Below are 26,275 nucleotides of genomic sequence, written 5' to 3'. Positions count from 1 at the left end.
CGCCCGTCACAGCCGGCGCGGCCGGACCCGGACTCAGCCGGCGAGGAAGATGAACGCCAACCAGCCGACCACGATCAGCGCCAGCGCCACACCCAGCACCCAGGTCGGCACCTTGTACTCGCCACGGCGGTTCCGCTCGATCTCAGCGCGGATCTTCTCCCGGCGCCGGTCGATCCAGTTGAGCTTCTCGGTGCCACGGTCGCGGCCGGAGGGTTCGGAAGTGTTCATCGCGACGCCAGCGTACCCGTGAGCGGGCGGCCGGTGCCCACGGCACCGGCCGCCGCCTCACATGCTCGCGATCAGCCGCTCCACCCGCTCGTCGTACGCCCGGAACGGGTCCTTGCACAGCACCGTCCGCTGCGCCTGGTCGTTCAGCTTCAGATGCACCCAGTCGACGGTGAAGTCCCGCCGCTTCTCCTGCGCATGCCGGATGAACTCACCCCGCAGCCGCGCCCGGGTGGTCTGCGGCGGCGTCTCCTTCGCCTCGAAGATCTCCGGGTCGGTGGCCACCCGGTCCACCTCGCCGCGCCGCTCCAGCAGCCCGTACAGGCCCCGCCCGCGCCGCAGGTCGTGGTACGCCAGATCCATCTGCGCCACCCGAGGGTGCGACAACGGCAGGTCGTGCTTGCGCTGGTACCGCTCGATCAGGCGCAGCTTCGTCACCCAGTCGATCTCCCGGGCCACCGGGTCCAGGTCCCCGGTCTCCACCGCCCGCAGCACCCGCGCCCAGAGATCTACCACCCGCTTCGCGGTCTGGTCCCCGCCCCGGCGCTCCACGAACTCCGTCGCCTTCGCCAGGTATTCCTGCTGGATCTCCAGCGCCGAGACCTCCTTGCCGGAGGCCAGCCGCACCTTGCGCCGGCCGGTGATGTCGTGCGACACCTCGCGGATGGCCCGGATCGGGTTCTCCAGCGTCAGGTCCCGCATCACCACCCCGGCCTCGATCATCCGCAGCACGATGTCCGCGGTGCCCACCTTCAGCAGCGTGGTCACCTCGTTCATGTTCGAGTCGCCGACGATCACGTGCAGGCGCCGGTACCGCTCCGCGTCCGCGTGCGGCTCGTCCCGGGTGTTGATGATCGGCCGGCTCCGGGTGGTCGCCGAGGAGACGCCCTCCCAGATGTGCTCGGCCCGCTGCGACAGGCAGTAGACCGCCCCGCGTGGCGTCTGCAGCACCTTCCCCGCGCCGCAGATCAACTGCCGGGTGACCAGGAACGGGATCAGCACGTCGGCGAGCCGGCCGAACTCGCCGTGCCGGGACACCAGATAGTTCTCGTGGCAGCCGTACGAGTTGCCGGCCGAGTCGGTGTTGTTCTTGAACAGGTAGATTTCACCCGCGATGCCCTCGTCGTGCAGCCGCTTCTCCGCGTCGACGAGCAGCCCCTCCAGGATCCGCTCCCCTGCCCGGTCGTGGGCCACCAGATCGGTCACCGAGTCGCATTCCGGCGTCGCGTACTCCGGGTGCGAGCCCACGTCCAGGTAGAGCCGGGCTCCGTTGCGCAGAAACACGTTGCTCGACCGGCCCCACGACACCACCCGCCGGAACAGGTACCGCGCGACCTCGTCGGGGGACAGCCGGCGCTGCCCGCGATAGGTGCAGGTGACGCCGTACTCGGTCTCGAGGCCGAAGATTCGCCGCTCCATGATGTGACATTAGCCGCCCGGGGCCCCAGATGGGCAGCGCTCAACCCGGTGGTCTCATCCGCACCGGGCCGGGCATTCCCCGCGTCCGCGAATCCCACCGCCGGGTACGGTCCCAGCCGTGAGAATCCTCGTCACCGGCGGCGCCGGCTTCATCGGATCGGCGTACGTCCGGCGGCTGCTCACCGGCGCCGAGCCGGACCTGCCGGTGGACGCCCTCACCGTGCTCGACGCCTGGACCTACGCCGCCACCGACGCCGCCGTCGACCCGGTACGCGCCGATCCCCGGCTGCGGGTCGTCCGCGGCGACATCCGCGACGCCGCCCTCGTCGACGCCACCGTCCCCGGTCACGACGTCGTCGTCCACCTCGCCGCCGAATCCCACGTCGACCGCTCCATCACCGACGCCGCCCCGTTCGTCACCACCAACGTGGTCGGCACCCAGATCCTGCTCGACGCCGCCCTGCGCCACGGGGTCGGCCGGTTCGTGCAGGTCTCCACCGACGAGGTGTACGGGTCCATCGACACCGGCTCCTGGACCGAGCAGACGCCGCTGCGGCCCAGCTCCCCCTACTCGGCCAGCAAGGCCGGCGCCGACCTGCTCGCCCTCGCCTACCACCGCACCCACGGCCTGAACGTCGTCATCACCCGCGGCGCCAACACCTACGGCCCGTACCAGTACCCCGAGAAGATCGTGCCGCTGTTCGCCACCAACCTGCTCGACGGGCACGACGTGCCGCTGTACGGCGACGGCGGCAACGTCCGCGACTGGCTGCACGTCGACGACCACTGCCACGGCATCGCGCTGGCCCAGGTCCACGGCCGGGCCGGCGGCGTCTACCACCTCGGCAGCGGCACCGAACTGACCAACCGGGAACTCACCGGCCGCCTCCTCGCCGCCTGCGGCGCCGGCTGGGACCGCGTCCGGCCGGTCGCCGACCGCCGGGGCCACGACCGCCGCTACTCGCTGGACTGCACCACCACCCGCCGCGAACTCGGCTGGGTGCCCACCGTCGACCTGGACGGCGGGCTCGCCGAGACGGTCGACTGGTACCGGGCCAACCGCGCCTGGTGGCAGCCGCTCAAGCCGCATCGCTGATCCGCCGGGTCGCACGGGCCAGGTCCGGCACGTTCACCGGGATCGCCGCCGCCTCGCCGCGCGACGTCTGCCGGCCCGGCCCGGGCGGCGTCACCCGGGCGAGCCGGGCCGCACAGAACGCGCGCCTGGCCCGGCCGTCAGTCGCCCGACTGCTCGCCCTGCTGGCCCTCCAGGTCCGCCGAGCCAGCCGACGTGGTCGGCTTCTTCGCCTCCTCGGTGGGCGAAGTCGGGGTCTGTGCGCGCCCCGGCGCCGGCGCGGTGTCCGCGCTCGCGTCGCCCTCCAGCAGCGCGGTCAACGCCGCCCCGGTCACCCGCCGGAACGTCCGCCCCACCCGGCGGCGGTCCAGCACCGCCACCTCCATCTGGTTCGCGGCGATGGTACGGGCGGCCCCGCCCTCCCCGCCGACGCTGCCGAGCGCCTTCACCGCGGCCTGGATCGCCTCGGACAGCGACATCTCCGGCCGGTGCTCGTTCTTCAGCACCCCGGTGATCGCCTCGGCCTGGCCACCCATCGCCATCCGGCCCGGCTCGTCGTTGACCGAACCGTCGTACGTCACCCGGTAGAGCGAATCGTCTTCCGGCGTGGCACCCACCTCTGCCACGCAGACCTCCACCTCGAACGGCTTCGACTGCTCGGTGAAGATGGCACCCAGCGTCTGCGCGTACGCGTTGGCCAGCGCCAGGCCGGTAACGTCCCGCCGGTCGTAGCTCAGTCCGTTCAGATCGGCCATCCGTACCCCGGCACGGCGCAGGTTCTCGAACTCGTTGTAGCGGCCCACCGCGGCGAAACCGATCCGGTCGTAGATCTCGCTGACCTTGTGCAGGGTGCTGGACAGGTTTTCCGCGACGAAGAGCACCCCGCCCTCGTAGCTCAGGACCACCGCGCTTCGGCCCCGGGCGATGCCCTTGCGGGCCAACTCGGAGCGGTCGCGCATGATCTGCTCGGGCGAGGCGTAGAACTGCATGGCCACGGCGGCGGTTCTCCTTCGGGCGCTGTGCTGCGGACTGCTGACGGGTGAGGTGGGAGCGGGGTCAGCCGCCCGGGTTCTCCATCCGGCCGGCCACGACGCTCTCCGCGATCGCCGCCGTCTCGGCCTCGGTGAGCCGGTGCGTGCCGTCCGCCGTCGCGGTCATCACCACCGGGTAGATCCGGCGGGTCAGGTCCGGGCCACCGGTCGCGGTGTCGTCGTCGGCCGCGTCGTAGAGCGCCTCGACGGCGAGCCGCACCGCGTCGTCGATCGACAGGCCTGCCCGGAACCGCTTCTTCAACGCCGACTTGGCGAACAGCGAGCCGGACCCGATCGCGTCGTAGCCGGTCTCCTCGTACGGGCCGCCGGTCACGTCGAAGCTGAAGATCCGGCCGGCCCGGGCCGGGTCGCTGGCCGCCAGGTCGAACCCGGCGAACAGCGGAATGACCGCGAGGCCCTGCATCGCCGCACCCAGGTTGCCCCGGATCATCGCGGCCAGCCGGTTGGCCTTGCCGTCGAGCGAGAGCATGGCGCCCTCGATCTTCTCGTAGTGCTCGAGTTCCACCTGGAACAGTCGCATCAGCTCGATGCCGATGCCCGCGGTGCCCGCGATGCCGACCAGCGAGTACGCGTCGGCCGGGTGCACCTTCTCGATGTCCCGCTGGGCGATCAGGTTGCCCATCGTGGCGCGCCGGTCGCCGGCCATCACCACGCCACCGGCGGCCGAGATGGCCACGATGGTCGTCGCGTGTGGCGCCATGTCGGCGGCCATGCCGGGCGGCAGCGGCCGCCGGCCGGGCAGCATCTCGGGGGCCACCTTGCTCAGAAACGCTGTGAAGGAGGACGTCCCCGCGTTGGTGAACACATCTGGTAGACGCCCGGATGGATCAAAACCCGCTGCCACGTGGTTCCTCTCAGGTACGTGATCGCCCTGGCCAGCCGCACGGGACTGTCACGGAACTGGCCAAGACCACCGTTACGGTTGAAGCAGAGTATCCCGCGCACCCATCCGGTGCGATGATCGTGGTCCAGATGTTGCGGGTCCACCGCGCCACAGATCGCGCACACCACCTTGCTCGGCCAGGAGCTCGTCGAACTCCTTATGCCCTGCCCCGTAACGCCGGCGCAGGTGGTACTCGCGATTGCCGCCGTAGAGCCGCTGCTTGGTCTCGCTGGTACGTGTGTTGTGACCGGGCTTGCAGTACGTGGCGTAGTCCGTGCTGTCGGAGCGATTGCGAGGGAAGTCAGCCACGGGCTTGACGGTTCCACAGTCGGCGCAGAAGCGGTGCCCGTCCGGGAGTTCCCGGGCAGGCTTCACCTCTCGGCTGCACCTCTCGCTCACTCGCTTGGCGTAACTGGCCTTCGACCGCTCGTTGAAGCAGGGCTTGCAATAGCTGCCGCGACCGCTGGGACGTGTGCTGCTCGCGCAGAATTGATCGAGCACCTTCCATTCCCCGCAGTCGCGGCAACGGCGCCGGCCATCTTGATCATCCAGGGGAAGCGGCATGTCCGTTTCGCCCCGATATGATCACTGGCCCCCTTTTTGTACGTAACCCCTCACGAACTCCTCTGCGTTCTCCTCGAGAACGGAGTCGATCTCGTCGAGCAGGTCGTCGACGTCCTCGGTGATCTCGGCGTGCCGCTCGGCAACCTCGGGGTTGGCCTGTGCGGTGACCTCCTCGACCTCCTCGTGCGACTTGCCGGACTGGGTCTGGCCGCCTTCTTGGGTCGCCATCGTTGCCTCCTCCACGATCCCTGCGATCAACTTACCTCGCGCGGACGACGAAAAGCCCGTCGCGCGCCGGGTTCCAGCGCGGGACGGGCTTTCCGGCATCCGGCTCAGCCGCCGGTCAGCGTCTCCAGCAGGTCCTTGGCGCTCTCGCACCGGTCGAACAGCTGCCCGACGTGCTTGCGGGTGCCCCGTTCGGGTTCCATCATCGGCACCCGGACCAGCGACTCCCGGCCCACGTCGAAGATGACCGAGTCCCAGCTCGCGGCGACCACCTCGGAGGCGTACTGGGCCAGGCAGCGGCCGCGGAAGTAGGCCCGGGTGTCCTCCGGCGGTTCGGTCATCGCGGTGCGGCTCTGCTCGTCGCTGAGCAGCGTCCGCATCGCGCCGCGGGTCACCAGCCGGTGGTAGAGCCCCTTCTCGGGCCGGACGTCGGAATACTGGAGGTCGACCAGCTGGAGCTTGTGCGCGCCCCAACCGAGCTTCTCCCGCTCCCGGTAGCCCTCCAGCAGCCGCAGCTTGGCCACCCAGTCCAGCTCGTCGGCGCAGAGGAAGGCGTCGCGGCCGAGCCGGTCGAGCACGCTCTCCCAGCGGTCGAGCACGTCGGCGGTCTGCTCGTCGACGTCGGTGCCGTACCGGTCGTCCACGAAGGACCGGACCCGCTCCAGGTACGCCCACTGGACGTCCAGGGCGGTCAGCCTGCGGCCGTCGCGCATCCGCATGAGGTGCTTGAGCGACGGGTCGTGGCTGACCGCACGCAGCTCACTGACCGGGTCGGCGATGCCGAGGTCGGGGCCGAGCGCCTTCTCCTCGATCATGGTGAGGATCAGCGCGGTGGTGCCGACCTTGAGGTACGTGGAGATCTCCGACAGGTTGGCGTCGCCGATGATGACGTGGAGCCGGCGGTACTTGTCGGCGTCCGCGTGCGGCTCGTCGCGGGTGTTGATGATCGGCCGCTTGAGGGTGGTCTCCAGCCCCACCTCGACCTCGAAGAAGTCCGCCCGCTGGGAGATCTGGAAGCCGCTCTGGCCGCCGTCCTGGCCGATGCCGACCCGGCCGGCGCCGCAGACCACCTGACGGGTGACGAAGAACGGCGTCAGGTACGCCACGATGTCGGCGAACGGGGTCTGCCGCCGCATCAGGTAGTTCTCGTGGGCGCCGTAGCTGGCGCCCTTGTTGTCGGTGTTGTTCTTGTAGAGGTGGATCGGGTGGGTGCCCGGGATGGTCGCTGCCCGCCGGGCCGCCTCGGCCATCACCCGCTCCCCCGCCTTGTCCCAGCGGACCAGGTCCAGGGGGTTGGTCACCTCGGGGGTGGAGTACTCCGGGTGGGCGTGGTCGACGTACAGCCGGGCCCCGTTGGTGAGTATGACGTTGGCCAGCCCCAGGTCCTCGTCGGCGAGCGCCTCGGCCGGGTCGTACGCGGCGCCGGAGTAGGTGAAGCCGCGGGCGTCGCGCAGCGGCGACTCCTCCTCGTAGTCCCAGCGGGCCCGGCCTCCCCGGTTGAGTTCCGGGCGCGCCCCGTAGGCGTTGACCACCTGCGAGGAGGTGACCATCGGGTTGGCCCCGGCCTGGCCGGGCACGGAGATGCCGTACTCGACCTCGGTGCCCATGATCCGTCTTACGCTCATCGACCTGCCCGCTCCGCTCGCCGTCCCGGTCCCCCCGTCACGTCGAGCGTAGTCGTCGTCACGCGGGATGGGGGCGTGGCGGCCCGGGGCGTACGGTGTGGCGACCCACGCCACCGCGTCGCTTCGCTCCGCGGCGGCGTTCGCCACGCTGCTGAGCCAACTGGTTCGCTCGCTGCGCTCGCTCACGGCGGGGCCGGACGCGGACGCGCGGAGGCCCGCGGCGCGGGCGCCACGGGCCTCCGGTCGTGCGTCGGACTACAGATACTGGCCAGTGTTGCTGGCGGTCTCTATCGACCTGCCGGCCTCGGCGCCCTTGCCGCCGGAGACGAGCGTGCGGATGTAGACGATCCGCTCGCCCTTCTTGCCGGAGATGCGCGCCCAGTCGTCCGGGTTGGTGGTGTTGGGCAGGTCCTCGTTCTCGCGGAACTCGTCGACGCAGGCGTCGAGCAGGTGCTGCAGCCGCAGCCCCTTGCGCCCGGAGGTGAGGAACTCCTTGATGGCCATCTTCTTGCCCCGGTCGACGATGTTCTGGATCATCGCGCCGGAGTTGAAGTCCTTGAAGTAGAGGACTTCCTTGTCGCCGTTGGCGTAGGTGACCTCGAGGAACCGGTTCTCCTCGGTCTCCGAGTACATCCGCAGCACCACCGCGTCGATCATCGCGGCGACGGTGGCCTGCGGGTCGCCACCGTGCTCGGCCAGGTCGTCCGCGTGCAGCGGCAGACCCGCCAGGATGTACTTGGAAAAGATGTCCTTGGCCGCCTCGGCGTCCGGCCGCTCGATCTTGATCTTCACGTCGAGCCGGCCGGGACGCAGGATCGCCGGGTCGATCATGTCTTCCCGGTTGGAGGCGCCGATGACGATGACGTTCTCCAGGCCCTCCACGCCGTCGATCTCGCTGAGCAGCTGCGGGACGATGGTGTTCTCCACGTCGGAGGAGACGCCGGAACCGCGGGTGCGGAACACGGAGTCCATCTCGTCGAAGAACACGATCACCGGGGTGCCCTCGCCGGCCTTCTCCCGCGCCCGCTGGAAGATCAACCGGATGTGCCGCTCGGTCTCGCCGACGTACTTGTTAAGCAGTTCGGGACCCTTGATGTTGAGGAAGAAGCTGGTGTGCTTCTCCTCGCCGCGCCGCTCGGCGATCTTCTTGGCCAGCGAGTTGGCCACCGCCTTGGCGATCAGGGTCTTGCCGCAGCCGGGCGGGCCGTAGAGCAGAATGCCCTTCGGCGGCCGGAGCTGGTGCTCGCGGAACAGGTCGGAGTGCAGGAACGGCAGTTCCACCGCGTCGCGGATCTGCTCGATCTGCGCCTGGAGGCCACCGATGTCCTCGTAGCCGACGTCGGGCACCTCCTCCAGGACGAGCTCCTCGACCTCGCTTTTCGGGATCCGCTCATAGGCGTACGCCGAGCGGGGCTCGATCATGAGCGAGTCGCCGGCCCTGATCGAGGTGCCGATCAGGGTCTCCGCGAGGTGCACGATCCGCTCCTCGTCGGAGTGGGAGACCACCAGCGCCCGGTCACCGGGAGCACCGTCGGGCCCGGCGAGCACCTCCTTGAGCATCACCACCTCGCCGACCCGCTCGTAGCCGAACGCGTCCACGATGTTGAGCGCGTCGTTGAGCAGGACCTCCTGGCCGCGACGCAGCTCGTCGACGTCCAGCGAGGGCGAGACGGCAACCCGAAGCTTGCGCCCGCCGGTGAAGACGTCCACCGTGCCGTCGTCGTGCTTGGCCAGGAAGACGCCGTAGCCACTCGGGGGCTGTGCGAGGCGGTCGATCTCCTCCTTGAGCGTCACGATCTGCGCGCGAGCCTCCTTGAGAGTGCTCACGAGCCGCTCGTTGTTCTCGGTCAGCCGCGCCAACTGGGCCTGGGTGGCCGCCAGCCGCTCCTCGAGCTGCCGGACGTGTCGGGGGCTTTCGGTCAACTTGCGCCGCACCAGGGCGAGTTCCTCTTGCAGGAACGCGACCTGCGTGGAGAGATCGTGGGCCTCCTTCTCCCACCGTGCGGCGCGCGAGTCCGCGTCGTCGCTGCGTGCCACGTCCCACCTCCCCGGGGGGCTCGAACGTTCTGAGCTAACACTAGCCGCTGTGAGCCCGATTCGGTCCTCCGCAACGCGCCCGTCACCGAAGCTTGATCGCCAAGGGCTGGTCGCCGGGCGGGTACGGCCGTTCGGGTACCGTCGGGGCGTGGGACGGGAGAACATGGGGGGTGCACCGGTGGCAGAGGTCGCGACGGACCAGCTTCAGGTCTGGGTGGACCAGGATCTCTGCACGGGCGACGGGCTGTGCGTCCAGTACGCGCCCGAGGTCTTCGAGTTCGACCTGGACGGCCTGGCGTACGTCAAGGGTTCCGACGGCGAGCTGCGGCTGGCCCCGGGGGCCCGGGTGGACGTGCCGGAGCACCTGCGCCTCGAGGTGATCGACTCGGCGAAGGAATGCCCGGGCGAGTGCATCCACGTGGTGCGCGCCGGCGACGGTGTCGAGATGGCCGGGCCGGACGCCGAGGACTGACCCCCGGTTCGGGGCGGTGCGGGCCGGGGACGGACGTCCCCGGCCCGCCGCCGTCTCTACAGCAGGGGGCGGCCGACGACCGAGGCGACCATCCGGGCGAACTCCTCCAGCCGGGCGATCTGCCCGGCGCCGCCGTCGTCGAGGGTCTTGCCGAACCGTAGCGCGTCGTGCCGGGGCGCGCCGGTGATCTCGTCGCCGGGCGGCGCCTCGTCCAGCGAGCTGAGCAGCAGGTAGACGTCGATGCTGTCGACCCGGATCGCGCCGTTGTCGGTGCGGGTGAGCCGCCGCCGGCAGCCCACCTCGGTGATCGTGGAGACCGGCACCACCCGCAGCGAGGAGGTCATCGATCCGGGCGGCCCCTCGCCGGGCGGCACGTCCTCGCCGTGCCAGAGGACCAGGCGGCTGCCGTCACAGACGACCACCTCCTGCCACACCCCGTTGACCTCGTTGACGAAGCGTTCCAGGGTGAAGCCGAGCACGGAGGCACCGCGCAGCACCCCGCCGAGGGCCTCCAGGGCGATGTCGGGGTCGCGCAGGTACGCCCGGGTGGCCGACTCCAGATCGGCGTAGGGCGACCAGTCGGGAAAGACGGCGGGCAGGTCGCCGTTGCCGTAGCCGGGGCTGCTCATGCCGCCGCCTCCCGCCGGCTGGCGACGAGAGAGTGGGCCGCGCCGAGCCCGACGATCCGCTCGCTGCGCTCGCTCGTCCCGCTGCCGCGCCGCCGCCGGTCCCGCCCGCCCGGACGGGCCCGGCGTCCGCCGCCCGCCGTTCGCTCGCTCATGCCACCGTCTCCGCCCGTTCGGTGTCGTCCCCGCCGGGACACATGATCCGCTCGCTCATGCCCGTCCGTGCCGCCGGGGGGTCACGCCTCGCCCGGCTCCTGCTCCGGCCCGGCCGCCGCCTGCCGGGCCGCCTCCGCCTCGCGCAGGGCCTGCCGGCGCTGGACGTACGCCTCGGTGCCCTTGCTGGGCTTGCGGCGCCGTGGCGGGGCGGTGACCCCGGGGGCGAGCTTGCGCGCGGAGACCAGGAACGCGGTGTGCGCGATCATGCGGTGGTCGGGACGCACGGCCAGCCCTTCGGCGTGCCAGTCCCGGACCAGGGACTCCCAGGCGCGCGGCTCGGTCCAGCCGCCACGCTCGCGCAGCGCCTCGACCAGCTCGGACAGCTGCGGGGTGGTGGCCACGTACCCGATGAGGACGCCGCCGGGGACGAGCGCCCGCTCGACCATGTCGAGCATCTCCCACGGGGTGAGCATGTCCAGGATGATCCGGTCGAAGCCGGTCTCCGGGCACTCGGCGACGTCGCCGACGTGCAGCCGCCAGGCCGGGTGCGGGCCGTTGAAGAACGCCTCGACGTTCCGCTCGGCGATCTTGGCGAAATCCTCCCGCAGCTCGAACGAGTGCAGCTCACCCTCGGTACCGACCGCGCGCAGCAGCGAGCAGGACAGCGCGCCGGAGCCGGCGCCGGCCTCGAGGACCTTCGCACCGGGGAAGATGTCGCCCATCATGACGATCTGCGCCGCGTCCTTCGGGTAGATCACCTGGGCGCCGCGCGGCATGGACAGCACGTAGTCCGACAGCAGCGGCCGCAGCGCCAGGAACGCGGTGCCGCCGCCCGCGGTGGTGACGACACTGCCGTCGGGCAGGCCGATCAGCGTGTCGTGCTTGAGGATCCCCCGGTGGGTGTGGAACTCCTTGCCGGGCTCCAGCGTCACGGTGTGCATCCGACCCTTCGGGTCGGTCAGCTGCACCCGGTCACCGGGCCGGAACGGCCCCCGGTGCACGGGAGGCAGCGCCGCGGCGGCGGGGTCGGCCGGGACGGCGGAGGAATGTGCGGTCACGTGTTCGTCTTCCGTTTGGGTTCCAGGAGCTGAGCCAGATCCGCGATGTGCAGAATGCCGACGACATCTTCGCCTGCCGTCACCACGTACTGTGCGCCCGGGTGCGTGCGCACGATCTCCATCACGCGTTCGCCGTCCGCGCCCACCGGCAGGGCGGGCAGGGAGTCCAGGTCGCGGGCGACCGCGTCCACCGCCAGCCAGGGCTGCCGTTCCGGCGGTACGGCGGCGGCCCGGGCCGGGTCGACCAGGGCGACCGGCCGGCCGGTGGAGTCGACGACGGTGAGTGCCGCGTCGGGAACCGGTCCCTCGGCGCGGCGGCGGTGCGCCTCCGCCAGGGGGGTGCCGCTGGGCACGGGCAGCACCGGGCGGGCCAGCCGGGACAGGTCGACCAGCGGCAGGCGCCGGCTGATCCGGGCCATCCGGATGGACTGCCCGGCGCCGCGCCACAGGGTGACGGCGACCAGCAGCATCAGCGGCAGGGCCAGCGGCGCGATCGCCCGGCGCAGGGTGAGCAGGACGACCACGGTAAGGGTGGCGACGGCCACGGCCCGCCCGACCCAGCCGGCCACCTCGGTGCCGCGGTGCCGGTCCCGGGTGAGCGCCCAGACGGCGGCGCGCAGCGCCCGCCCGCCGTCCAGCGGCAGCCCGGGCAGGCTGTTGAACACCGCGATGATCACGTTGCTCACCGCCAATTGGAAGGCAAGCTGGTGGGCGAGGGTGCCGGCGGGCAGCGCGAGGGTGGCCGCCACGGCGGCGGCGCCGAGCACCGCGGAGACAGCCGGGCCGGCGAGGGAGACCAGCAGGTCGACCCGGGGGCTGGGGGCGTCCCGGTCCATCTCGGTGTACCCGCCGAGCAGTTCCAGGGTGATCCCGCGCACACCGATGCCGTACCGGCGGGCGGTCAGGGCGTGCCCGAGCTCGTGCAGCAGCACCGAACCGAGCAGGGAGACCACGAAGCCGAGGCCGACCAGCCAGCCGCCGAGGTGACCCACCTCGAGCTGCCGGCGGGCCAGGCTGGCGTACAGGACGGTGACGACCAGGGTGAGCAGGAGCATCGAGGCGTCCACGCGCAGCGGCACCCCGAACACCCGACCGATGGTCAGCCCGGGCCGGCGCGGTGGTCGGGACCTATGCTCCACCGGGTCGATGCTACGCGGACGCCGATCATGCCCCGGTGCGGCGACGTCGGCCCTGTCACACCGGTGCCCTAACCTTCCGGGCATGACGGCGGAACCGGTGATCGACACGCACGACTCCCCGACCGCGGCGGTGCCGCCATCCACGGTGCGGGCGTCGCTGTCGCCGTCGCGGGCGGCGGATTTCAAGACCTGCCCGCTGCTCTACCGGTTCCGCAGCATCGACCGGCTGCCCGAGCGTCCCACCGTCGAGCAGGCCCGGGGCACGCTGGTGCACGCGGTGCTGGAGCGGCTGTTCGACCTGCCGGCGGCGGCGCGTACCCCGCAGTCGGCCGGTGACCTGGTCGCCCCGCAGTGGGACCGGCTGGTCACCGAGCAGCCGGAGTTGGCGACGCTGTTCGCCGCGGACGACACGGCGGGGGCGGCGGAGTTCCTCCGCTCGGCCGCGGCGCTGCTGCAGGGCTACTTCGCGGTGGAGGACCCGCGCCGGCTGGAGCCGGCCGAACGGGAGGCGTTGATCTCCGCGGTGGTCGACGAGGAGCTGCTGATCCGCGGCTACCTGGACCGGCTCGACGTGGCCCCCGACGGCGCGCTGCGGGTGGTCGACTACAAGACCGGCGGGGCACCGCGGGAGGCGTTCGAGGCGCGGGCGCTGTTCCAGCTCAAGTTCTACGCCCTGGTGCTGTGGCGGACCCGCGGCGTGGTGCCACGCGTGCTGCGGCTGCTCTACCTCAAGGACGCCGAGGTGTGCGACTACACCCCGGACGCGGAGGAGCTGCTCCGGTTCGAACGCACGGTGGTGGCGCTCTGGCAGGCGATCGAGCAGGCCACCGCGCGGCAGGATTTCCGCCCCCGGCCGAGCCGGCTCTGCGACTGGTGCAGCCACCAGGCGCTCTGCCCCAGCTTCGGCGGGACCCCGCCGCCGTTCCCGGCCGCCGGCGCGGGTGACCCGCTGACCGACGCCCGGTCCCGGCCGGCCGCCCCCGGCGCGGACGAGTGACCCTCCTTCTCGCGGAGGAGGCCGGGTTCGGCATCGGCGACGAGGGGACGCGCCGGGCGGCGGCTAGCGTCGTGGCATGACCAACCGGGTGCGGGCCTGGGCCCGCCGTCGACCGCTGGCCGTCGACGCCGGCACGGCGGTCGCCCTGGTGCTGCTCTCTACGGTGTTGCTGCTGCTGGCGCCGCCCGAGCTGCGGCCCGCGCAGCTGTGGACGGCGCTGGGCTGGAGCGCGGTGGGCGCGGTCCCGGTGGCGCTGCGCCGGGTCGCGCCGTGGCCGGCGGTGGCCGCGGCGGTGGCCACCCTGGCCGTGCCGGTGCTGCTGCGGCAGGCGCCGGCCACCCAGAGCCTGACCTTCATCGTGCTCACCTACACGATGGCCGCGCGCCAGCGGCCGCGCCCGGCCACCCTGGCCGCGCTGCTGCTGTGGGTGCCGGTGGTGCTGGCCAACCTCGCCGCGCCGCTGAAGGGCGTGCTCGACATGGGCCCGGCGTACCTGGTCCTCAACAACCTGCTCACCGCGTCGGTGGCGTACGCGGTGGGCCGGGCGGTGCAGGCGCGCCGGCAGTCCACCCGAATGCTGCGCGAACGGGCCCGGGTCGCCGAGGCGAACCAGCGGTCCCTCGCCGAGCAGGCCGTCGCCGACGAGCGGCGCCGGATCGCCCGGGAGCTGCACGACGTGGTCGCCCACCAGGTCAGCGTGATGGGGGTGCTGGCCACCGGGGCCCGCCGGGTGCTGCGCCGGGACCCGGACGCCGCGGACGAGGCGATGGCCACGGTCGAGGAGACCGGTCGGGCCACCCTGCGGGAGCTGCGCCGGCTGCTGGACGTGCTGCGCACCGACGCCGAACCGGCCGCCGAGCTGACCCCGCAGCCGGGCCTGACCGGCATCGAGGCCCTCGTCGAGCAGGTCCGGGAGGCGGGCCTGCCGGTGACGCTGCGGATCGACGGCACGCCGGGGCCGATGGAGGAGGGCGTGGCGCTGACCGTCTACCGGATCGTGCAGGAGGCCCTGACCAACGCGCTCAAGCATGCCGGCCGGGCCACCGCGCTGGTCCAGCTCACCGTCGCCGACGGCGTCCTGGCGGTGGAGGTCACCGACACCGGCCGGGGCCCGGCGCCGGCGGCCGACCGGATCGGGCACGGGCTGGTCGGCATGCGGGAACGGGTCGCCCTCTACGGTGGGATCCTGCGGACCGGTCCGCGACCCGGCGGCGGCTTCCGGGTGTACGCGCGGATCCCGCTCGAGTCCGCCGGGGCGGTACCGGCATGACCGTTCCCGGCCCGGCCGGCACGACGAGGGATGACGGATGACCGACAGCACGGCGCAGCCACGACCGGTGCGGATCCTGCTCGCCGACGACCAGCCGCTGTTGCGTACCGGCTTCCGGATGGTGCTCGGCACCGAGGACGACCTGGACATCGTGGCCGAGGCCGGCGACGGGCTGGAGGCGGTGGAGCTGTCCCGCCGGCTGCTGCCCGACGTGGTGCTGATGGACATCCGGATGCCGCGGATGGACGGGGTGGCGGCAACCCGGGCGATCGTGGACGCCCGGCTGCCGGTGCGCGTGCTCATCCTCACCACCTTCGACCTGGACGAGTACGTGGTCGGCGCGTTGCGGGCCGGGGCGAGCGGCTTCCTGGCCAAGGACGTACCGGCGGAGGATCTGGTCACCGCGATCCGGACGGTGGCCGCCGGGGAGGCGGTGGTGGCCCCCCGGATCCTGCGGCGGCTGCTGGACCGCTTCGCCGACGTGCTGCCCGACCCGGCGGCCGCCCCGCCGAAGGCCCTCAACTCGCTGACCGAGCGCGAGCGGGAGGTGCTGGTGCAGGTGGCCCGCGGGTTGTCCAACGCGGAGATCGCCCGGGCCCTGTCGGTCAGTGAAACCACCATCAAGACCCACGTCGGGCACGTGCTGACCAAACTGGGGCTGCGGGACCGGGTGCAGGCGGTGGTGCTGGCGTACGAGACGGGGCTGGTGCGCCCCGGCGGCTGAGTGTTCCGACCGGGTGGCGACCGTCACCTACCGTGACCATCGTCCGGCCGGCAGGGTTGACCGTGACGTGGCGTCAGGTCCGATCGTCGGCGCCGCCACCGGATCAGGGGTGACCCTGAGCCGGCCTCGGGGGCGACCCTCAGCGGGATTTCCGGCACCGGCTCCCCCCGGGGGCGGACGGATCCGCCACCGGCGGCACCGAGGATGGAACTGCCGCACCGACCAGCGGGGGCGGTGCGGATCGGCAGGCAGACGGAAGAGGTAGATGACGTGACCGCGATGGTAGGCCGGCAGGCGCAGGCCGCGGCCCGGGCCAGCGACGTGTGGAAGGTGTACGGCAGCGGCGAGGCGCAGGTCATCGCGCTGCGGGGGGTGAGCGCCGAGTTCGAGCGGGGCCAGTTCACCGCGATCATGGGCCCGTCCGGCTCCGGCAAGTCGACGCTGATGCACTGCCTGGCCGGCCTGGACTCGGTGACCCGAGGCACGGTCGCGATCGGCGACACGACGGTGACCGGCCTCAACGACGCCGGGCTGACGAAGCTGCGCCGCGACAAGGTGGGCTTCATCTTCCAGCAGTTCAACCTGCTGCCCACGCTCACCGCGCAGGAGAACATCCTGCTGCCGATGTCGATCGCCGGCCGCAAGCCGGACCCGGCCTGGTACCAGACGGTGATCGACACGGTCGGCCTGCGGGACCGACTCGGGCACCGGCCGGCGCAGCTCTCCGGCGGCCAGCAGCAGCGGGTGGCGTGCGCCCGGGCGCTGGTCGCCCGCCCCGAGGTGATCTTCGCCGACGAGCCGACCGGCAACCTGGACTCCCGCTCCGGCGCCGAGGTGCTGAACTTCCTGCGCAACTCGGTCCGCGAGCACGGCCAGACCATCGTGATGGTCACCCACGACCCGACCGCCGCCGCGTACGCCGACCGGGTGGTGTTCCTCGCCGACGGGCAGATCGTCTCGGAGCTGATCGAGCCGACCGCCGACACCGTGCTGGACACGATGAAGAAGCTCGACACCCCGGCCGAGGTGAACGGCTGATGATCCGGGCGACGCTGAAGAGCCTGCTGGCCCGGAAGCTGCGGCTGTTCCTCTCCGGCCTGGCGGTCGTGCTCGGGGTGATGTTCGTCTCCGGCGCGTTCGTGCTGACCGACACCCTCGGCCGCACCTTCGACGCGATCTTCGCCGACGCGTACGAGGGAGTCGACGTCAACGTCGCGGCCAAGCCGAAGATCGCGGTGTCGGAGATGGAGGGCGAGCAGACGGCGGCGCCGTTGCCGGCGGCGACGGTGGACAAGGTCCGCGCGGTGCCCGGGGTGGCCACGGCCACCGGCGTGGTCGCCGCCGACGGGGCCCGCCTGATCGGCAGCAACGGCAAGGCGGTCGCCTCGTTCGGCCCGCCGCAGCTGGGCGAGAACTGGACCGGCGAGTCCGAGCAGCTGCGACTGCGCGAGGGGCACGAGCCGCGCGCCGACGACGAGATCGTCATCAACCAGGGGCTGGCGACCGCGGGCAAGGTGAAGCTCGGCGACCGGGTCGGGGTGCTCACTCCCCTGGAGCCGAAGCAGGACTTCACCATCGTCGGGATCTTCGGTTACAGCGGCGGCCGCGACTCGATCGGCGGCAGCAACGAGATCATGTTCACCACCCCGACGGCGCAGCGGCTGATGCTGGGCGAGCCGAACGCGTTCAACAGCGTGACGGTCAAGGCCGCCGGCGGGGTCACCGACGAGTCGCTGCGCGACGCGGTGGCCGCCGCCGTGGGTGACGGATACGTGGTCAAGACCGGCGAGCAGCTGTCCAGCGAGGCCGCGCAGGGCTTCAAGGAGGCGCTGTCCTTCTTCAACCGGATCCTGCTCGGCTTCGCGGCGGTGGCGCTGCTGGTCGGCACGTTCCTGATCCTCAACACCTTCTCGATCATCGTCGCGCAGCGGACCCGGGAGCTGGCCCTGATGCGGGCCGTCGGGGCGAGCCGCCGGCAAGTCATCGGCTCGGTGGTGCTGGAGGCCATCGCGGTGGGCCTGATCGCCTCGGTGTTCGGCCTGGCCGCCGGCATCGGCATCGGCGCGCTGCTGGCGTGGGCGTTCGGCAACCTGGCCGGCGGGCTCACCCTGGCCGGGATCGGCGTACCGGCGGCGGCGGTGATCGGCGCGTTCGCCGTCGGCCTGGTGATCACCGTGGTGGCGGCGCTGCTGCCGGCGCTGCGCGCGTCCCGGATCCCGCCGATCGCGGCGATGCAGGACGTGGCCACCCCCGACCGGCCGCTGACCCGGATCACGGTGGCCGGCGCGCTGGTCACCGCGGTCGGCGCCGCGCTGCTCTTCCTCGGGCTCAACGGCAACGCCGGCGGCAATACCCTGGCCACCATCCTGGGCGGCGTGCTCTTCGCCTTCATCGGCGTGGCGCTGCTGACCCCGTTGATCAGCCGCCCGGTGGTCTCCCTGCTGGGCGCGATCTTCGCCTGGTCGGTGCCGGGAAAGCTGGGGCGGCTCAACTCCGGGCGCAACCCCCGCCGTACCGCGATCACGGCCGCCGCGCTGATGGTCGGCATCGCCCTGGTCACCGGGGTCACGGTGATCCTCGACTCGGCGAAGGGCAGCATCAGCGCCCTGGCGAAGGACACCATCAAGGCCGAGCTGGTGATCGCCGGATCGCAGAGCGGCCCACGGCCGCCGAGCTTCGACCCGGCGGTGCTGGACAAGGCGGCCGCGCTGCCCGGCGTGCAGCTGGTCGACGGCGAGTACGGCGACATGGCCATGGTCAACGGCCAACGGACCTGGGTGGCCGCGTCCAGCAACGTGGCCGCGCTGGAGCGCATCTTCGGGGCGAAGGCCGCCGCCGGTGACATCAGCCGGCTGGGCCCGGACCAGATGCTGTTCAGCTCCGACACCGCCAAGTCCCGCGGCGTCTCGGTCGGCTCGACCGTGAACGTGCAGCTGTCCCGCGGCGAGGCCCGCAGTTACACGGTCAGCGGCATCTACCAGAGCTCACAGTTCACCAACCCGGTGGTGCTGCCGCCGCAGGCGGCCCGCGACTTCGCCATCCCGCAGCCGATCCAGGGCTTCCTGCAACTCGCCCCAGGCACCCGGGTGGCCGACGTCCAGCCGCAGGTGGAACGGCTGCTCGCGGACTCCCCCGAGGTGTCGGTGGCCGACCGGGACGCGTTCATCAAGCAGCAGACCGGCTCGCTCGACGGGCTGCTCCAGATGATCCAGATCCTGCTGGCGCTGGCCATCGTGATCGCGGTGCTCGGCATCGTGAACACCCTGGCGCTGTCCGTACTGGAACGCACCCGGGAGCTGGGGCTGCTGCGGGCGATCGGGCTGCGCCGAGCGCAGACCATGCGCATGATCACCGTCGAGGCGGTGGTGATCTCGGTGTTCGGCGCGCTGCTGGGCGTCGTCGTCGGCAGCGGTCTCGGCGCCGCCGTGGTCCGGGCGCTGAAGGACGAGGGGATCAACGACCTGATCCTGCCCTGGGGGCAGATCGGCGTCATGCTCGGCCTGGCCGCGATCATCGGGGTGGTAGCCGCGGTCCTGCCGGCGATCCGGGCCGCCCGGATCAACGTGCTGGGCGCCATCGCCCACGAGTGAGCCCACCGGAGGGCCCCCTGCGCGGCAGGGGGCCCTCCGGCCGGGTCCGGATCAGACCGGCGGTTCACCGAGCAGCGCCGCGAGCAGCTCCAGGTCCGCCCCGCTCAGACTCTCCAACAGGTGTACGCCGTCGGTCGGCGGCAGCGGCACCTCCGCCGGCACGGCCAGCACGGCCGCCCCGGCGGCCAGCGCGCTGGCCACCCCGGTCGCGGAGTCCTCGATCGCCACGCACCGCGCGATCGGCACGCCGAGCAGCCGCGCAGCGGCCAGATACGGCTCGGGGTGCGGCTTGACCGAGTCCACCTCGTCACCGCAGACCACCGCGTCGAAGCTGTCCCGGCCGAGGGTGTCCATGGCCACCTCGACCAACGGCCGAACGCTGGAGGTGACCAGTGCGGTGGGGATCCCCGCCGCGCGGACCGCGCGCAGCAGCGCCAGCGCGCCCGGCCGCCACTGCAGCCCGGTGCGGAACAGCTCCAGGATCCGCGCGTTGATCCACTCGGCGCTGGCCTGCGGGTCCCGCTCCGGCTGGCCGAGGTCGTCGTGCAGGATTCGCATCGACGCGGCCATGCTGGTGCCGATCATGCTCTTGCGGGCGGTGTCGGAGAGGGTCCCCCCGTACACCGCCGCGAGTTCCTGCAACGCGACGTCCCACAGCTTCTCGCTGTCGACCAGGGTGCCGTCCATGTCGAAAAGCACGGCGGCGGGGTGCTTGCTGCTCAGCGGGGGCCTCCTCGGGTCGGACGGCGGCTGGCCTCGATTCTGCCAACCGGACGTCCGGAGCAGCGATCCCGGGCCGGCCGGGGTGATCCGGATGACGCGGGCCGGAGCCACCGGCGCCGCCTTCTCCCCCACCGTTGCCTCCCCGGCTCCCGTCACTGTGCGGTGCGCAGTACCCCGACCAGGCGCGGATGATGCTCACCGTCGCGCAAGCCGGGCCGGTCGGGGCGGACCGGCCGCAGGCGGGCAGGGTAAACGGCCACAGATACAGTCCCCCGTGTGACTGATCCGGTGGCCCACGCGAACATCGTCTACTGGCGACGGAGCATCTGGAACGGCCGGCGCTGCTTGCCGGTGCTGATGACCCTCGACCAGGGCTGGCTACGCGCCCGGGATCGCTCCGGCGCGGACCTGTTCGCCGTACCAGCCGCGCAGGTGAGCGGCCGGCTGACCCGGCTCGGCACCCTGCTGCTCACCGTCGACGGCCGGCGGTACGCCCTGGTGGGGCGCGGCTCGGACATCTCGCCGAAGCCGAGCCCGGAGCAGCGGCGCGGCTGCGCCGACTTCTGGGCCGGCCGCCCAGCCCCGGCGTCCGAGGGGCCGGGCTTCCTCGACCTGGCCTTCAACGAGGCCGCCGCCTGGCAGACCCGGACCTGGCGGGACGCCCTGGCCGCCGGCGGGGCGGCCGTCCGCTGACCCGAGGATCGCCGCGGCCGGGGTTCACCGGGGAGTAGCCCTGGTCGTCCTGGTTCCAGCCGTCGCCCCGGGCTGGCCGGGCTGCTGGCCGCCGCGGGGCTGACCGACGTCCGGTGCGCGACGCTGACCCGGGCCGACCCGGCGGACTGATGGGCCGGCCCGGCGGCGGGGCGTCGGCAGCGTCGGCCTGGTGGTGCAGCGGCAGCCGGCCGCGGCGCGGAAGCGAATCCGGCGGGAGTACGACCGGCTCAGCGCCGCCTACCGGGACGCCGACGGGCCTTGCGGCCGCCCACCGCCACGCTGCTCGGCACCGCCAAGGTCGGCTGAGCCGGCCCTAGGCTGGCGTCCGGGGCGGGCGATCGGCTCCGACGTCCCGGGTGAACGGCGCCGTCGGTGCCGGCCGAGAGGAGACACCATGAAGTACCTGATCATGCTCTACGGCAGCCAGCAGGACTACGACACCCTGGCCGGGCGGCCGGGCGACCGGCCGCCGATGAGCCCCGAGCAGATCGCGGCGATGCACGCCCACATGGTGAGCATCCACAAGGAGCTGGCCGAGTCCGGGGAACTGGTCGACGCGCAGGGGCTGACCGCCCCGGTGCACGCCCGTCGGGTCCGGCTGCGCGGGGGTGCTCCCGTGGTCACCGACGGCCCGTACGCGGAGACGCAGGAGGTGCTCGCCGGCTACACCCTGGTCGAGTGCGCCAGCTTCGACCGGGCCACCGAGATCGCCGCCCGGTTCGTCAACCCGGACGCCGAGGGCGAGTACGTCGACGTGCGCCCGATCGTGGACGGCTTCGAGGACCTCCAGGGCTGACCGGTGTCCGACGCCGGCGTCGAGGACCTGCTGCGCTCCCTGGCGCCGCAGGTCCTCGGCGCGCTCGTCCGCCGGTACGGGCACTTCGACACCGCCGAGGACGCCACCCAGGAGGCGTTGCTCGCCGCCGCCACCCGCTGGCCCGGCTCCGGTCTGCCCGACGACCCGAAGGCGTGGCTGATCACGGTCGCGTCCCGCCGGCTGACCGACCTGCTCCGCGCCGAACAGGCCCGGCGCCGCCGCGAGGACACTGCCGCCCGCCAGGTCCCGGCCGACCGGTGGCTGGCACCGCCCGCCGACCGGCCGCCGGACGACGCCGATGACTCGCTGATCCTGCTCTTCCTGTGCTGCCACCCGTCGCTGCCGCCGGCCGGGCAGATCGCGCTCACCCTGCGGGCGGTCGGCGGGCTCAGCACCGCCGAGGTGGCCCGGGCGTTTCTGGTGCCGGAGGCCACCATGACCCGGCGGATCACCCGGGCCAAGCAGCGCATCCGGGACAGCGGGCTGCCGTTCGCCCTGCCCGCCGGGCAGGAGCGGGTCGCCCGGCTCGACGCCGTGCTGCACGTGCTCTACCTGATCTTCAACGAGGGGTACACGAGCACCGCCGGCGAGCAGCTGCACCGGACCGATCTGCGCGCCGAGGCGATCCGGCTGGCCCGGCTGCTGCACCGCCTCACCGACGACCCGGAGGCGACCGGGCTGCTGGCGTTGATGTTGCTCACCGACGCGCGTACCCCGGCGCGCACCGGACCGGACGGCACGCTGGTGCCGATGGCCGAGCAGGATCGGCGCCGCTGGCGTGGTGAGCAGATCGCCGAGGGGACCCGGCTGGTCGGCGCGGCGCTGCCCCGGGGCGCGGTCGGGGCGTATCAGCTCCAGGCGGCGATCGCCGCGCTGCACGACGAGGCGCCCAGCGTCGCGGCCACCGACTGGCCGCAGATCGTCGCCCTGTACGAGATGCTGCTGGCCCTGCACGACAACCCGGTGGTCCGGCTCAACCACGCGGTCGCGGTGGCCATGGCCCGCGGGCCGCGGGCCGGGCTGGCGCTGCTCGACGCGCTCGACGCCGATCGCCGGGTCGCCGAGGATCCCCGCCGGTACGCCGCCCGCGCGCACCTGCTCGAACTGGCCGGGGAGTCGGACGCGGCGCGGCAGGCGTACCTGGCGGCGGCCCGCCGCTCGATGAACCTGGCCCAGCAGCGCTACCTGCACGCCCGCGCGGCCCGGCTGGGCTGACCGAAGGTCGCCGCACACCGGGGCCGGTTCGACCCGAGTTGCCGGCGGGCGGATCCCGCGCCGCTAGGTCGGCGGGCATCCGCCGACCTAGGGATGTGGCCCGAACTCAGTCCAGGCCGCGCATGATGTGTGGCTCCCCGTCGTCGTCGCCGAAGCAGCGGTGCAGCACCTGGGCCTGGGCCCACAGATCGAGGCTGCTCGGCGGTTCCTCGGGAGAGTCTGCTGGCACGCCGACGATCGTGGGCGTGGCCGGCCGGACCTTGACTGGCGTGTCATCGGCCATCGTCGTCCCCTTCCCTCGTCACCTTATCCTCGCCACGGTCTCTCGGCGCCCGCATCTTTCGGCCTGTTCAGTTGTCCGAGCGGTCCAGGTTTGCGCATACCCCCGGCCGGCCGCTCGACACCGGGACCCGGGGACCGGCCCGGCCAGCCTCCGCACCTGCGCTGGAGGGCGGTTGGAGCCGCAGTCGACGCGGCGGCGCGGGCCGCGTGGACCCGGGGCGCGGCGGCCAGGATACGTCCGCCTCTCATCCGCCGTTCACGGAAATTGATCTAGACCGTTACTTCAATGCTGATCTATATAGATGCAGTCACTTCCATCCGGATGGAGCATCATGAACCGCACCCTGCGCGCGATGGCCACCAGCCTCGTCGCGACCGTGGCCGCCACCCTCGGCCTCACCCAGCCCGCCTGGGCCGCCAGCTACTCGGCCCCCTCACCACCGCGGTGGCCAGCCTCTCGGTCGCCACCGAGGTTCGCACCGGCTACAGCCGCGACCTGTTCCCCCACTGGATCGACGCCGACGGCAACGGCTGCAACACCCGCAACGAGGTCCTCATCGCCGAGGCCACCACCAAGCCGACCAAGGGTTCAGGCTGCTCCCTGTCCGGCGGCCGCTGGTACTCCTACTACGACAACGCCTACTGGACCCTCACCAGCGACCTCGACATCGACCACATGGTCCCCCTGGCCGAGGCCTGGGACTCCGGCGCCCGCAACTGGACCACCAGCCGCCGCCAGGCGTACGCCAACGACCTCGGCGACTCCCGCGCCCTGGCGGCCGTCACCGACAACGTCAACCAGGCCAAGGGTGATCAGGACCCGGCCACCTGGATGCCCCCGTACGCCTCGGCCCGCTGCCGCTACATCAACGAGTGGGTCGCCGTGAAGATCCGCTGGCGGCTGACCGTCGACAGCGCGGAGAAGAGCGCCCTGACCAGCTGGGCGAACAGCTGCCCCAGCAGCACCATCTCGGTCACCTACGCGTACTGACCGCGTCGCCTGACGGGCCGGCCCACCCACGGGCCGGCCCGTCAGGCGGTCCAACCGAGCCACGCGCCACCAGCCGAGACCACCGCCAGCCAGACCAGCATCGCCGCCAGCGGCACCAACGGCACGAACACCGGCCGCCGGCGCAGCAGCCGGATCCCCACCGCCAGGAGCACCGCCCAGACCACCAGCAGCCCGGCGAGCGCCCAACCCGGCACCACCAGGCCGCTGGCCGCGTACCAGAACCCGACGGCCAGGTGTGCGGCCAGCCCGAACCACCCGACCACCCGTGTCATCCGCACCCGCCCATGGTGCGGCCCCGGCGCGTGGCCTCGGGTCCGTCATTCGGCCAGGAACGCCTCCACCGACGCCGCGAAGGCCGCCGGATCGTCGACCCAGGGAAAGTGGCCGCTGTCCGGCTGGACCACCAGCTCGTGGCTGCCGAAGAGCGCGGCGAGCTGCCGCACCGCGGCCGCGGTCGGCCAGATGTCGTGCTCACCGGCCAGGAGCAGGGTGGGAGCGGTGAACGCCGCCAGCCGCGCGGGCAGCGCCGGGTCGGGTGTGAACCCCGCGTAGAACCCGTCCGTGGCGGCCGGGGCGAACTGGGCGGGTTCGGCCGCGGCCTGCGCCTGGGCCGCGGGACTCCACCTGCCGTACAACAGCGGGGCCGCCTCCCACCGGTACCGCTGCTGCTCCTCCGGCGTCGTCGCCTCGGCGTGCAACGCCGCCACCGCATTGGCGTGCCACGGCTCGTGCGCCCGCGCGGCGAGCACCCGGTCGACGTCGAGGTCCGACGGCAACCCGACCACCCGCAACGACGGAGCGACCAGCACCATGTGATTAAGCCGCCCGGGATGCCGGGCGGCGTAGAGCAGGCAGATCCCGCCGCTCGCGGAATGCCCGAACAGGTCCATCCGGTCGAGGCCCAGGTGCTGTCGCAGAGCCTCGAGGTCGTCGACGAGGCGGTCGACCCGATAGGTGTCCGGGTCGGCGGGCACACCGGACGCGCCGGTGCCCCGGTTGTCCAGCAGGATCAGGGTACGACCGCGGCCGAGCCCGCCCAGCTCGCCCAGATACTCCACCGCCTGCCCCGGGCCACCGGGAATGCACACCACCGGAGGGCCGGAGCCGACGACTCGATACGCCAGTTCGTTGCCGTCCCAGGACCTGAAACTCTCCATTCCGGCGATCCTGCCAGTCGCGCGATCGGGCGGCGCACCTCTGGCCAGGCCAGCGTCGGAGTGGCAGCCGGCTGCGCCACCTCCGGGCCATCGGCGACCGCCTCACCGCCAGAATCGCGTCCGTGGCCGCGCTGGTCCACCGTCGACGGCTGGCGGCACGCCGGACCTGGTCACAGTGTCGCCCAGCACATCCAGTGCCGGGCCTGCCCTCATCCATGCACCTCCGGGCTTCCCTCGAATGCCGGCGCGTCTGGGTGCCTCCCGCCTTGCGGATGCTGTGGTTCCTGCAGCGCGGCATGCCAGGTCGCCGGGGCCCTTCACGATGCCGGCGCTGCGATTAGGTGATGATCCGGCCGCCACTGATGTCGAGGGTCACGCCGGTGATCCACGCCGCCTGGTTGGAGAGCAGGAACGCGGCGGCCGCGGCGATGTCGTCCGGCTGGCCAATGCGCCCCAGCGGGAAGGCCTTGGTCAACTGCGCGCGCTGCGCGTCGGTCATGGTGGCGGCCATCTTCTCGTTGAGCACAGCGGAGGGCGCCAGACAGTTGACCCGGATGCCGCGCGGGCCCATCTCAGCCGCCAAGTGCTTGGACAGCATCACCACGCCGGCCTTCGCAGCAGCATAGGCGGCCGCCGCCTGGCCGGGCTGGCGGCCCGCGGACGAGGACATCGTGACGATGGCTCCGCCGCCACGCTCGATCATCCCGGGCAGGACGGCGCGGACAGTGAGGAACGTCGAGGTAAGATCACCCTCAATCACCCGCCGCCACTCGTCCGGTTCGACCTGTTCGGTCGGGCGGGGACGGCCGTTCCCGCCGGCGAAGGCGGCCAGCAGCTCGACAGGGCCGAACTGCTCGCTCAGCTGCGCGTACGCGCGTGCCAGTTCGTCGGCGTCGGTGGTGTCCGCTGGGGCGGGAGCCGCCGTGCCGCCGTCAGCCCGGATTTGGGCGACGACGGTGTCGATCGCTGCCCGGTCCCGGCCGCCGACGCCGACCAGCGCGCCGTGTGAGGCGAGTCGGCGGGCGGTGGCTGCGCCGATGCCCCGGGAGCCGCCGGTGACCATGGCGACCTTGCCGGCCAAGCCGTCGATGGGGTCCGCCGTGTGGATCGCTGAGAGGCTCATCGTCACTGCCTTTCGACGGTGTCGTCGGGGGCTGCGGTCGGCCACCTGGTGAGGGTCAGGGCGATGGCGAGCACCCATACCAGGCCACCGAACCGGCC

Annotated in this window: 28 protein-coding genes; 11 read left to right on the top strand and 17 right to left on the bottom strand. The window is 72.4% G+C overall.

The features are described 5' to 3' along the window. Positions 1-33 precede the first annotated feature (33 nt). Together A6A27_RS23235 and pafA are read right to left on the bottom strand one after the other, a co-directional pair. The gene (locus A6A27_RS23235) at positions 34-228 is read right to left on the bottom strand and encodes a hypothetical protein (RefSeq protein WP_073836761.1); all 195 of its coding nucleotides are present in this window, start codon (positions 226-228) and stop codon (positions 34-36) included. A gap of 57 nt (positions 229-285) precedes the next feature. Further along, complete coding sequence (gene pafA, locus A6A27_RS23230) at positions 286-1,644, bottom strand: Pup--protein ligase (RefSeq protein ID WP_073836760.1); 1,359 nt, start codon at positions 1,642-1,644, stop codon at positions 286-288. A gap of 118 nt (positions 1,645-1,762) precedes the next feature. Between pafA and rfbB the strand changes: the two genes are divergently transcribed. After that, positions 1,763-2,740: a dTDP-glucose 4,6-dehydratase gene (rfbB, locus tag A6A27_RS23225; protein ID WP_073836759.1), complete on the top strand. Its 978-nt coding sequence runs from the start codon at positions 1,763-1,765 to the stop codon at positions 2,738-2,740. 137 nt (positions 2,741-2,877) lie between these two features. On the opposite strand, the gene prcA is transcribed toward rfbB, so the two are convergent. The 6 genes from prcA to arc all read right to left on the bottom strand — a co-directional run bounded on the left by prcA (position 2,878) and on the right by arc (position 9,102). Further along, complete coding sequence (prcA, locus tag A6A27_RS23220) at positions 2,878-3,711, bottom strand: proteasome subunit alpha (protein WP_073836758.1); 834 nt, start codon at positions 3,709-3,711, stop codon at positions 2,878-2,880. Between the two features lie 61 nt (positions 3,712-3,772). Beyond that, entirely contained in the window at positions 3,773-4,612 is an 840-nt protein-coding gene (prcB, locus tag A6A27_RS23215; protein WP_198940419.1) for a proteasome subunit beta, read from the bottom strand. Continuing rightward, positions 4,531-4,755, bottom strand: a complete 225-nt coding sequence (locus tag A6A27_RS46150; protein ID WP_241825417.1) for an endonuclease domain-containing protein — start codon at positions 4,753-4,755, stop codon at positions 4,531-4,533. The genes prcB and A6A27_RS46150 overlap by 82 nt, the downstream gene beginning before the upstream one ends. Before the next feature lie 481 nt (positions 4,756-5,236). Then, entirely contained in the window at positions 5,237-5,443 is a 207-nt protein-coding gene (locus A6A27_RS23205; protein ID WP_073836803.1) for a ubiquitin-like protein Pup, read from the bottom strand. Between the two features lie 104 nt (positions 5,444-5,547). Then, positions 5,548-7,065: a depupylase/deamidase Dop gene (gene dop / locus A6A27_RS23200; protein ID WP_073836756.1), complete on the bottom strand. Its 1,518-nt coding sequence runs from the start codon at positions 7,063-7,065 to the stop codon at positions 5,548-5,550. 255 nt (positions 7,066-7,320) lie between these two features. Then, positions 7,321-9,102, bottom strand: a complete 1,782-nt coding sequence (gene arc, locus A6A27_RS23195; protein ID WP_073836755.1) for a proteasome ATPase — start codon at positions 9,100-9,102, stop codon at positions 7,321-7,323. 178 nt (positions 9,103-9,280) lie between these two features. On the opposite strand from arc, the gene A6A27_RS23190 reads away from it, so the two are divergent. Continuing rightward, positions 9,281-9,574: a ferredoxin gene (locus A6A27_RS23190; RefSeq protein WP_073836802.1), complete on the top strand. Its 294-nt coding sequence runs from the start codon at positions 9,281-9,283 to the stop codon at positions 9,572-9,574. Positions 9,575-9,630: 56 nt separating this feature from the next. Here A6A27_RS23190 and A6A27_RS23185 read toward each other — a convergent pair whose 3' ends face one another. The 4 genes from A6A27_RS23185 to A6A27_RS23175 all read right to left on the bottom strand — a co-directional run bounded on the left by A6A27_RS23185 (position 9,631) and on the right by A6A27_RS23175 (position 12,562). Beyond that, entirely contained in the window at positions 9,631-10,203 is a 573-nt protein-coding gene (locus tag A6A27_RS23185) for a hypothetical protein (protein WP_073836754.1), read from the bottom strand. Continuing rightward, on the bottom strand, positions 10,200-10,355 hold the full coding sequence (locus A6A27_RS44360) for a hypothetical protein (RefSeq protein ID WP_158074033.1): 156 nt from the start codon (positions 10,353-10,355) through the stop codon (positions 10,200-10,202). Before A6A27_RS44360 ends, A6A27_RS23185 begins: the two co-directional genes overlap by 4 nt. Positions 10,356-10,436: 81 nt before the next feature. After that, a complete protein-coding gene (locus A6A27_RS23180) occupies positions 10,437-11,414 on the bottom strand; it encodes a tRNA (adenine-N1)-methyltransferase (protein ID WP_073836753.1) in 978 nt (325 codons plus the stop codon). Beyond that, the gene (locus A6A27_RS23175; protein ID WP_443189995.1) at positions 11,411-12,562 is read right to left on the bottom strand and encodes a M50 family metallopeptidase; all 1,152 of its coding nucleotides are present in this window, start codon (positions 12,560-12,562) and stop codon (positions 11,411-11,413) included. Before A6A27_RS23175 ends, A6A27_RS23180 begins: the two co-directional genes overlap by 4 nt. Positions 12,563-12,635: 73 nt before the next feature. On the opposite strand from A6A27_RS23175, the gene A6A27_RS23170 reads away from it, so the two are divergent. The 5 genes from A6A27_RS23170 to A6A27_RS23150 all read left to right on the top strand — a co-directional run bounded on the left by A6A27_RS23170 (position 12,636) and on the right by A6A27_RS23150 (position 19,134). Continuing rightward, positions 12,636-13,550, top strand: a complete 915-nt coding sequence (locus A6A27_RS23170) for a RecB family exonuclease (RefSeq protein ID WP_073836751.1) — start codon at positions 12,636-12,638, stop codon at positions 13,548-13,550. 76 nt (positions 13,551-13,626) lie between these two features. Continuing rightward, complete coding sequence (locus A6A27_RS23165) at positions 13,627-14,820, top strand: sensor histidine kinase (protein WP_073836750.1); 1,194 nt, start codon at positions 13,627-13,629, stop codon at positions 14,818-14,820. A gap of 37 nt (positions 14,821-14,857) precedes the next feature. Then, positions 14,858-15,544 carry a response regulator gene (locus A6A27_RS23160; protein ID WP_073836749.1) on the top strand — a complete coding sequence of 229 codons (687 nt, stop codon included), beginning with the start codon at positions 14,858-14,860 and terminating at the stop codon, positions 15,542-15,544. Positions 15,545-15,814: 270 nt separating this feature from the next. Then, positions 15,815-16,582 (top strand): ABC transporter ATP-binding protein, encoded by a 768-nt coding sequence (locus A6A27_RS23155; protein WP_073836801.1) that lies wholly within the window; start codon positions 15,815-15,817, stop codon positions 16,580-16,582. Next, complete coding sequence (locus A6A27_RS23150) at positions 16,582-19,134, top strand: ABC transporter permease (protein WP_073836748.1); 2,553 nt, start codon at positions 16,582-16,584, stop codon at positions 19,132-19,134. The genes A6A27_RS23155 and A6A27_RS23150 overlap by 1 nt, the downstream gene beginning before the upstream one ends. Positions 19,135-19,185: 51 nt before the next feature. Here the strand turns inward: A6A27_RS23150 and A6A27_RS23145 are convergent, their stop codons facing one another. Then, positions 19,186-19,833: an HAD family hydrolase gene (locus tag A6A27_RS23145; protein WP_073836800.1), complete on the bottom strand. Its 648-nt coding sequence runs from the start codon at positions 19,831-19,833 to the stop codon at positions 19,186-19,188. Positions 19,834-20,133: 300 nt separating this feature from the next. Here A6A27_RS23145 and A6A27_RS23140 point away from each other — a divergent pair, with 300 nt between their 5' ends. From A6A27_RS23140 to A6A27_RS23130, 3 genes are all read left to right on the top strand, one after another. Then, entirely contained in the window at positions 20,134-20,550 is a 417-nt protein-coding gene (locus A6A27_RS23140) for a hypothetical protein (protein ID WP_143194123.1), read from the top strand. A gap of 415 nt (positions 20,551-20,965) precedes the next feature. After that, the gene (locus A6A27_RS23135; protein ID WP_073836746.1) at positions 20,966-21,367 is read left to right on the top strand and encodes a YciI family protein; all 402 of its coding nucleotides are present in this window, start codon (positions 20,966-20,968) and stop codon (positions 21,365-21,367) included. Positions 21,368-21,370: 3 nt separating this feature from the next. Next, the gene (locus A6A27_RS23130; protein WP_073836745.1) at positions 21,371-22,603 is read left to right on the top strand and encodes an RNA polymerase sigma factor; all 1,233 of its coding nucleotides are present in this window, start codon (positions 21,371-21,373) and stop codon (positions 22,601-22,603) included. A gap of 106 nt (positions 22,604-22,709) precedes the next feature. On the opposite strand, the gene A6A27_RS45105 is transcribed toward A6A27_RS23130, so the two are convergent. Further along, the gene (locus A6A27_RS45105; RefSeq protein ID WP_198940418.1) at positions 22,710-22,886 is read right to left on the bottom strand and encodes a hypothetical protein; all 177 of its coding nucleotides are present in this window, start codon (positions 22,884-22,886) and stop codon (positions 22,710-22,712) included. Positions 22,887-23,330: 444 nt separating this feature from the next. Here A6A27_RS45105 and A6A27_RS23125 point away from each other — a divergent pair, with 444 nt between their 5' ends. Next, positions 23,331-23,876 (top strand): HNH endonuclease family protein, encoded by a 546-nt coding sequence (locus A6A27_RS23125; RefSeq protein WP_241825411.1) that lies wholly within the window; start codon positions 23,331-23,333, stop codon positions 23,874-23,876. 41 nt (positions 23,877-23,917) lie between these two features. Here the strand turns inward: A6A27_RS23125 and A6A27_RS23120 are convergent, their stop codons facing one another. The 3 genes from A6A27_RS23120 to A6A27_RS23110 all read right to left on the bottom strand — a co-directional run bounded on the left by A6A27_RS23120 (position 23,918) and on the right by A6A27_RS23110 (position 26,177). Continuing rightward, entirely contained in the window at positions 23,918-24,175 is a 258-nt protein-coding gene (locus A6A27_RS23120) for a hypothetical protein (protein ID WP_143194122.1), read from the bottom strand. A gap of 39 nt (positions 24,176-24,214) precedes the next feature. Then, positions 24,215-25,054: an alpha/beta fold hydrolase gene (locus A6A27_RS23115; protein ID WP_083672787.1), complete on the bottom strand. Its 840-nt coding sequence runs from the start codon at positions 25,052-25,054 to the stop codon at positions 24,215-24,217. Positions 25,055-25,391: 337 nt separating this feature from the next. Next, the gene (locus A6A27_RS23110) at positions 25,392-26,177 is read right to left on the bottom strand and encodes an SDR family NAD(P)-dependent oxidoreductase (protein WP_073836797.1); all 786 of its coding nucleotides are present in this window, start codon (positions 26,175-26,177) and stop codon (positions 25,392-25,394) included. Positions 26,178-26,275: the final 98 nt, after the last annotated feature.

It is taken from the genome of Micromonospora sp. CB01531, from assembly GCF_001905095.1.
Lineage (GTDB): Bacteria > Actinomycetota > Actinomycetes > Mycobacteriales > Micromonosporaceae > Micromonospora.
Note: the sequence above shows the minus strand (reverse complement) of the source record. Positions and strands in the feature narration are given on the sequence as shown.

Bases quoted from the DNA above. Each gene is read 5' to 3' on its own strand.
- A6A27_RS45105 (WP_198940418.1), bottom strand. From the start codon at position 22,886: ATGGCCGATGACACGCCAGTCAAGGTCCGGCCGGCCACGCCCACGATC.
- pafA (WP_073836760.1), bottom strand. From the start codon at position 1,644: ATGGAGCGGCGAATCTTCGGCCTCGAGACCGAGTACGGCGTCACCTGC.
- A6A27_RS23170 (WP_073836751.1), top strand. From the start codon at position 12,636: ATGACGGCGGAACCGGTGATCGACACGCACGACTCCCCGACCGCGGCG.
- A6A27_RS23115 (WP_083672787.1), bottom strand. From the start codon at position 25,054: ATGGAGAGTTTCAGGTCCTGGGACGGCAACGAACTGGCGTATCGAGTC.
- A6A27_RS44360 (WP_158074033.1), bottom strand. From the start codon at position 10,355: ATGAGCGAGCGAACGGCGGGCGGCGGACGCCGGGCCCGTCCGGGCGGG.
- A6A27_RS23205 (WP_073836803.1), bottom strand. From the start codon at position 5,443: ATGGCGACCCAAGAAGGCGGCCAGACCCAGTCCGGCAAGTCGCACGAG.
- A6A27_RS23185 (WP_073836754.1), bottom strand. From the start codon at position 10,203: ATGAGCAGCCCCGGCTACGGCAACGGCGACCTGCCCGCCGTCTTTCCC.
- A6A27_RS23235 (WP_073836761.1), bottom strand. From the start codon at position 228: ATGAACACTTCCGAACCCTCCGGCCGCGACCGTGGCACCGAGAAGCTC.
- A6A27_RS23110 (WP_073836797.1), bottom strand. From the start codon at position 26,177: ATGAGCCTCTCAGCGATCCACACGGCGGACCCCATCGACGGCTTGGCC.
- dop (WP_073836756.1), bottom strand. From the start codon at position 7,065: ATGAGCGTAAGACGGATCATGGGCACCGAGGTCGAGTACGGCATCTCC.
- A6A27_RS23165 (WP_073836750.1), top strand. From the start codon at position 13,627: ATGACCAACCGGGTGCGGGCCTGGGCCCGCCGTCGACCGCTGGCCGTC.
- A6A27_RS23160 (WP_073836749.1), top strand. From the start codon at position 14,858: ATGACCGACAGCACGGCGCAGCCACGACCGGTGCGGATCCTGCTCGCC.
- A6A27_RS23135 (WP_073836746.1), top strand. From the start codon at position 20,966: ATGAAGTACCTGATCATGCTCTACGGCAGCCAGCAGGACTACGACACC.
- A6A27_RS23150 (WP_073836748.1), top strand. From the start codon at position 16,582: ATGATCCGGGCGACGCTGAAGAGCCTGCTGGCCCGGAAGCTGCGGCTG.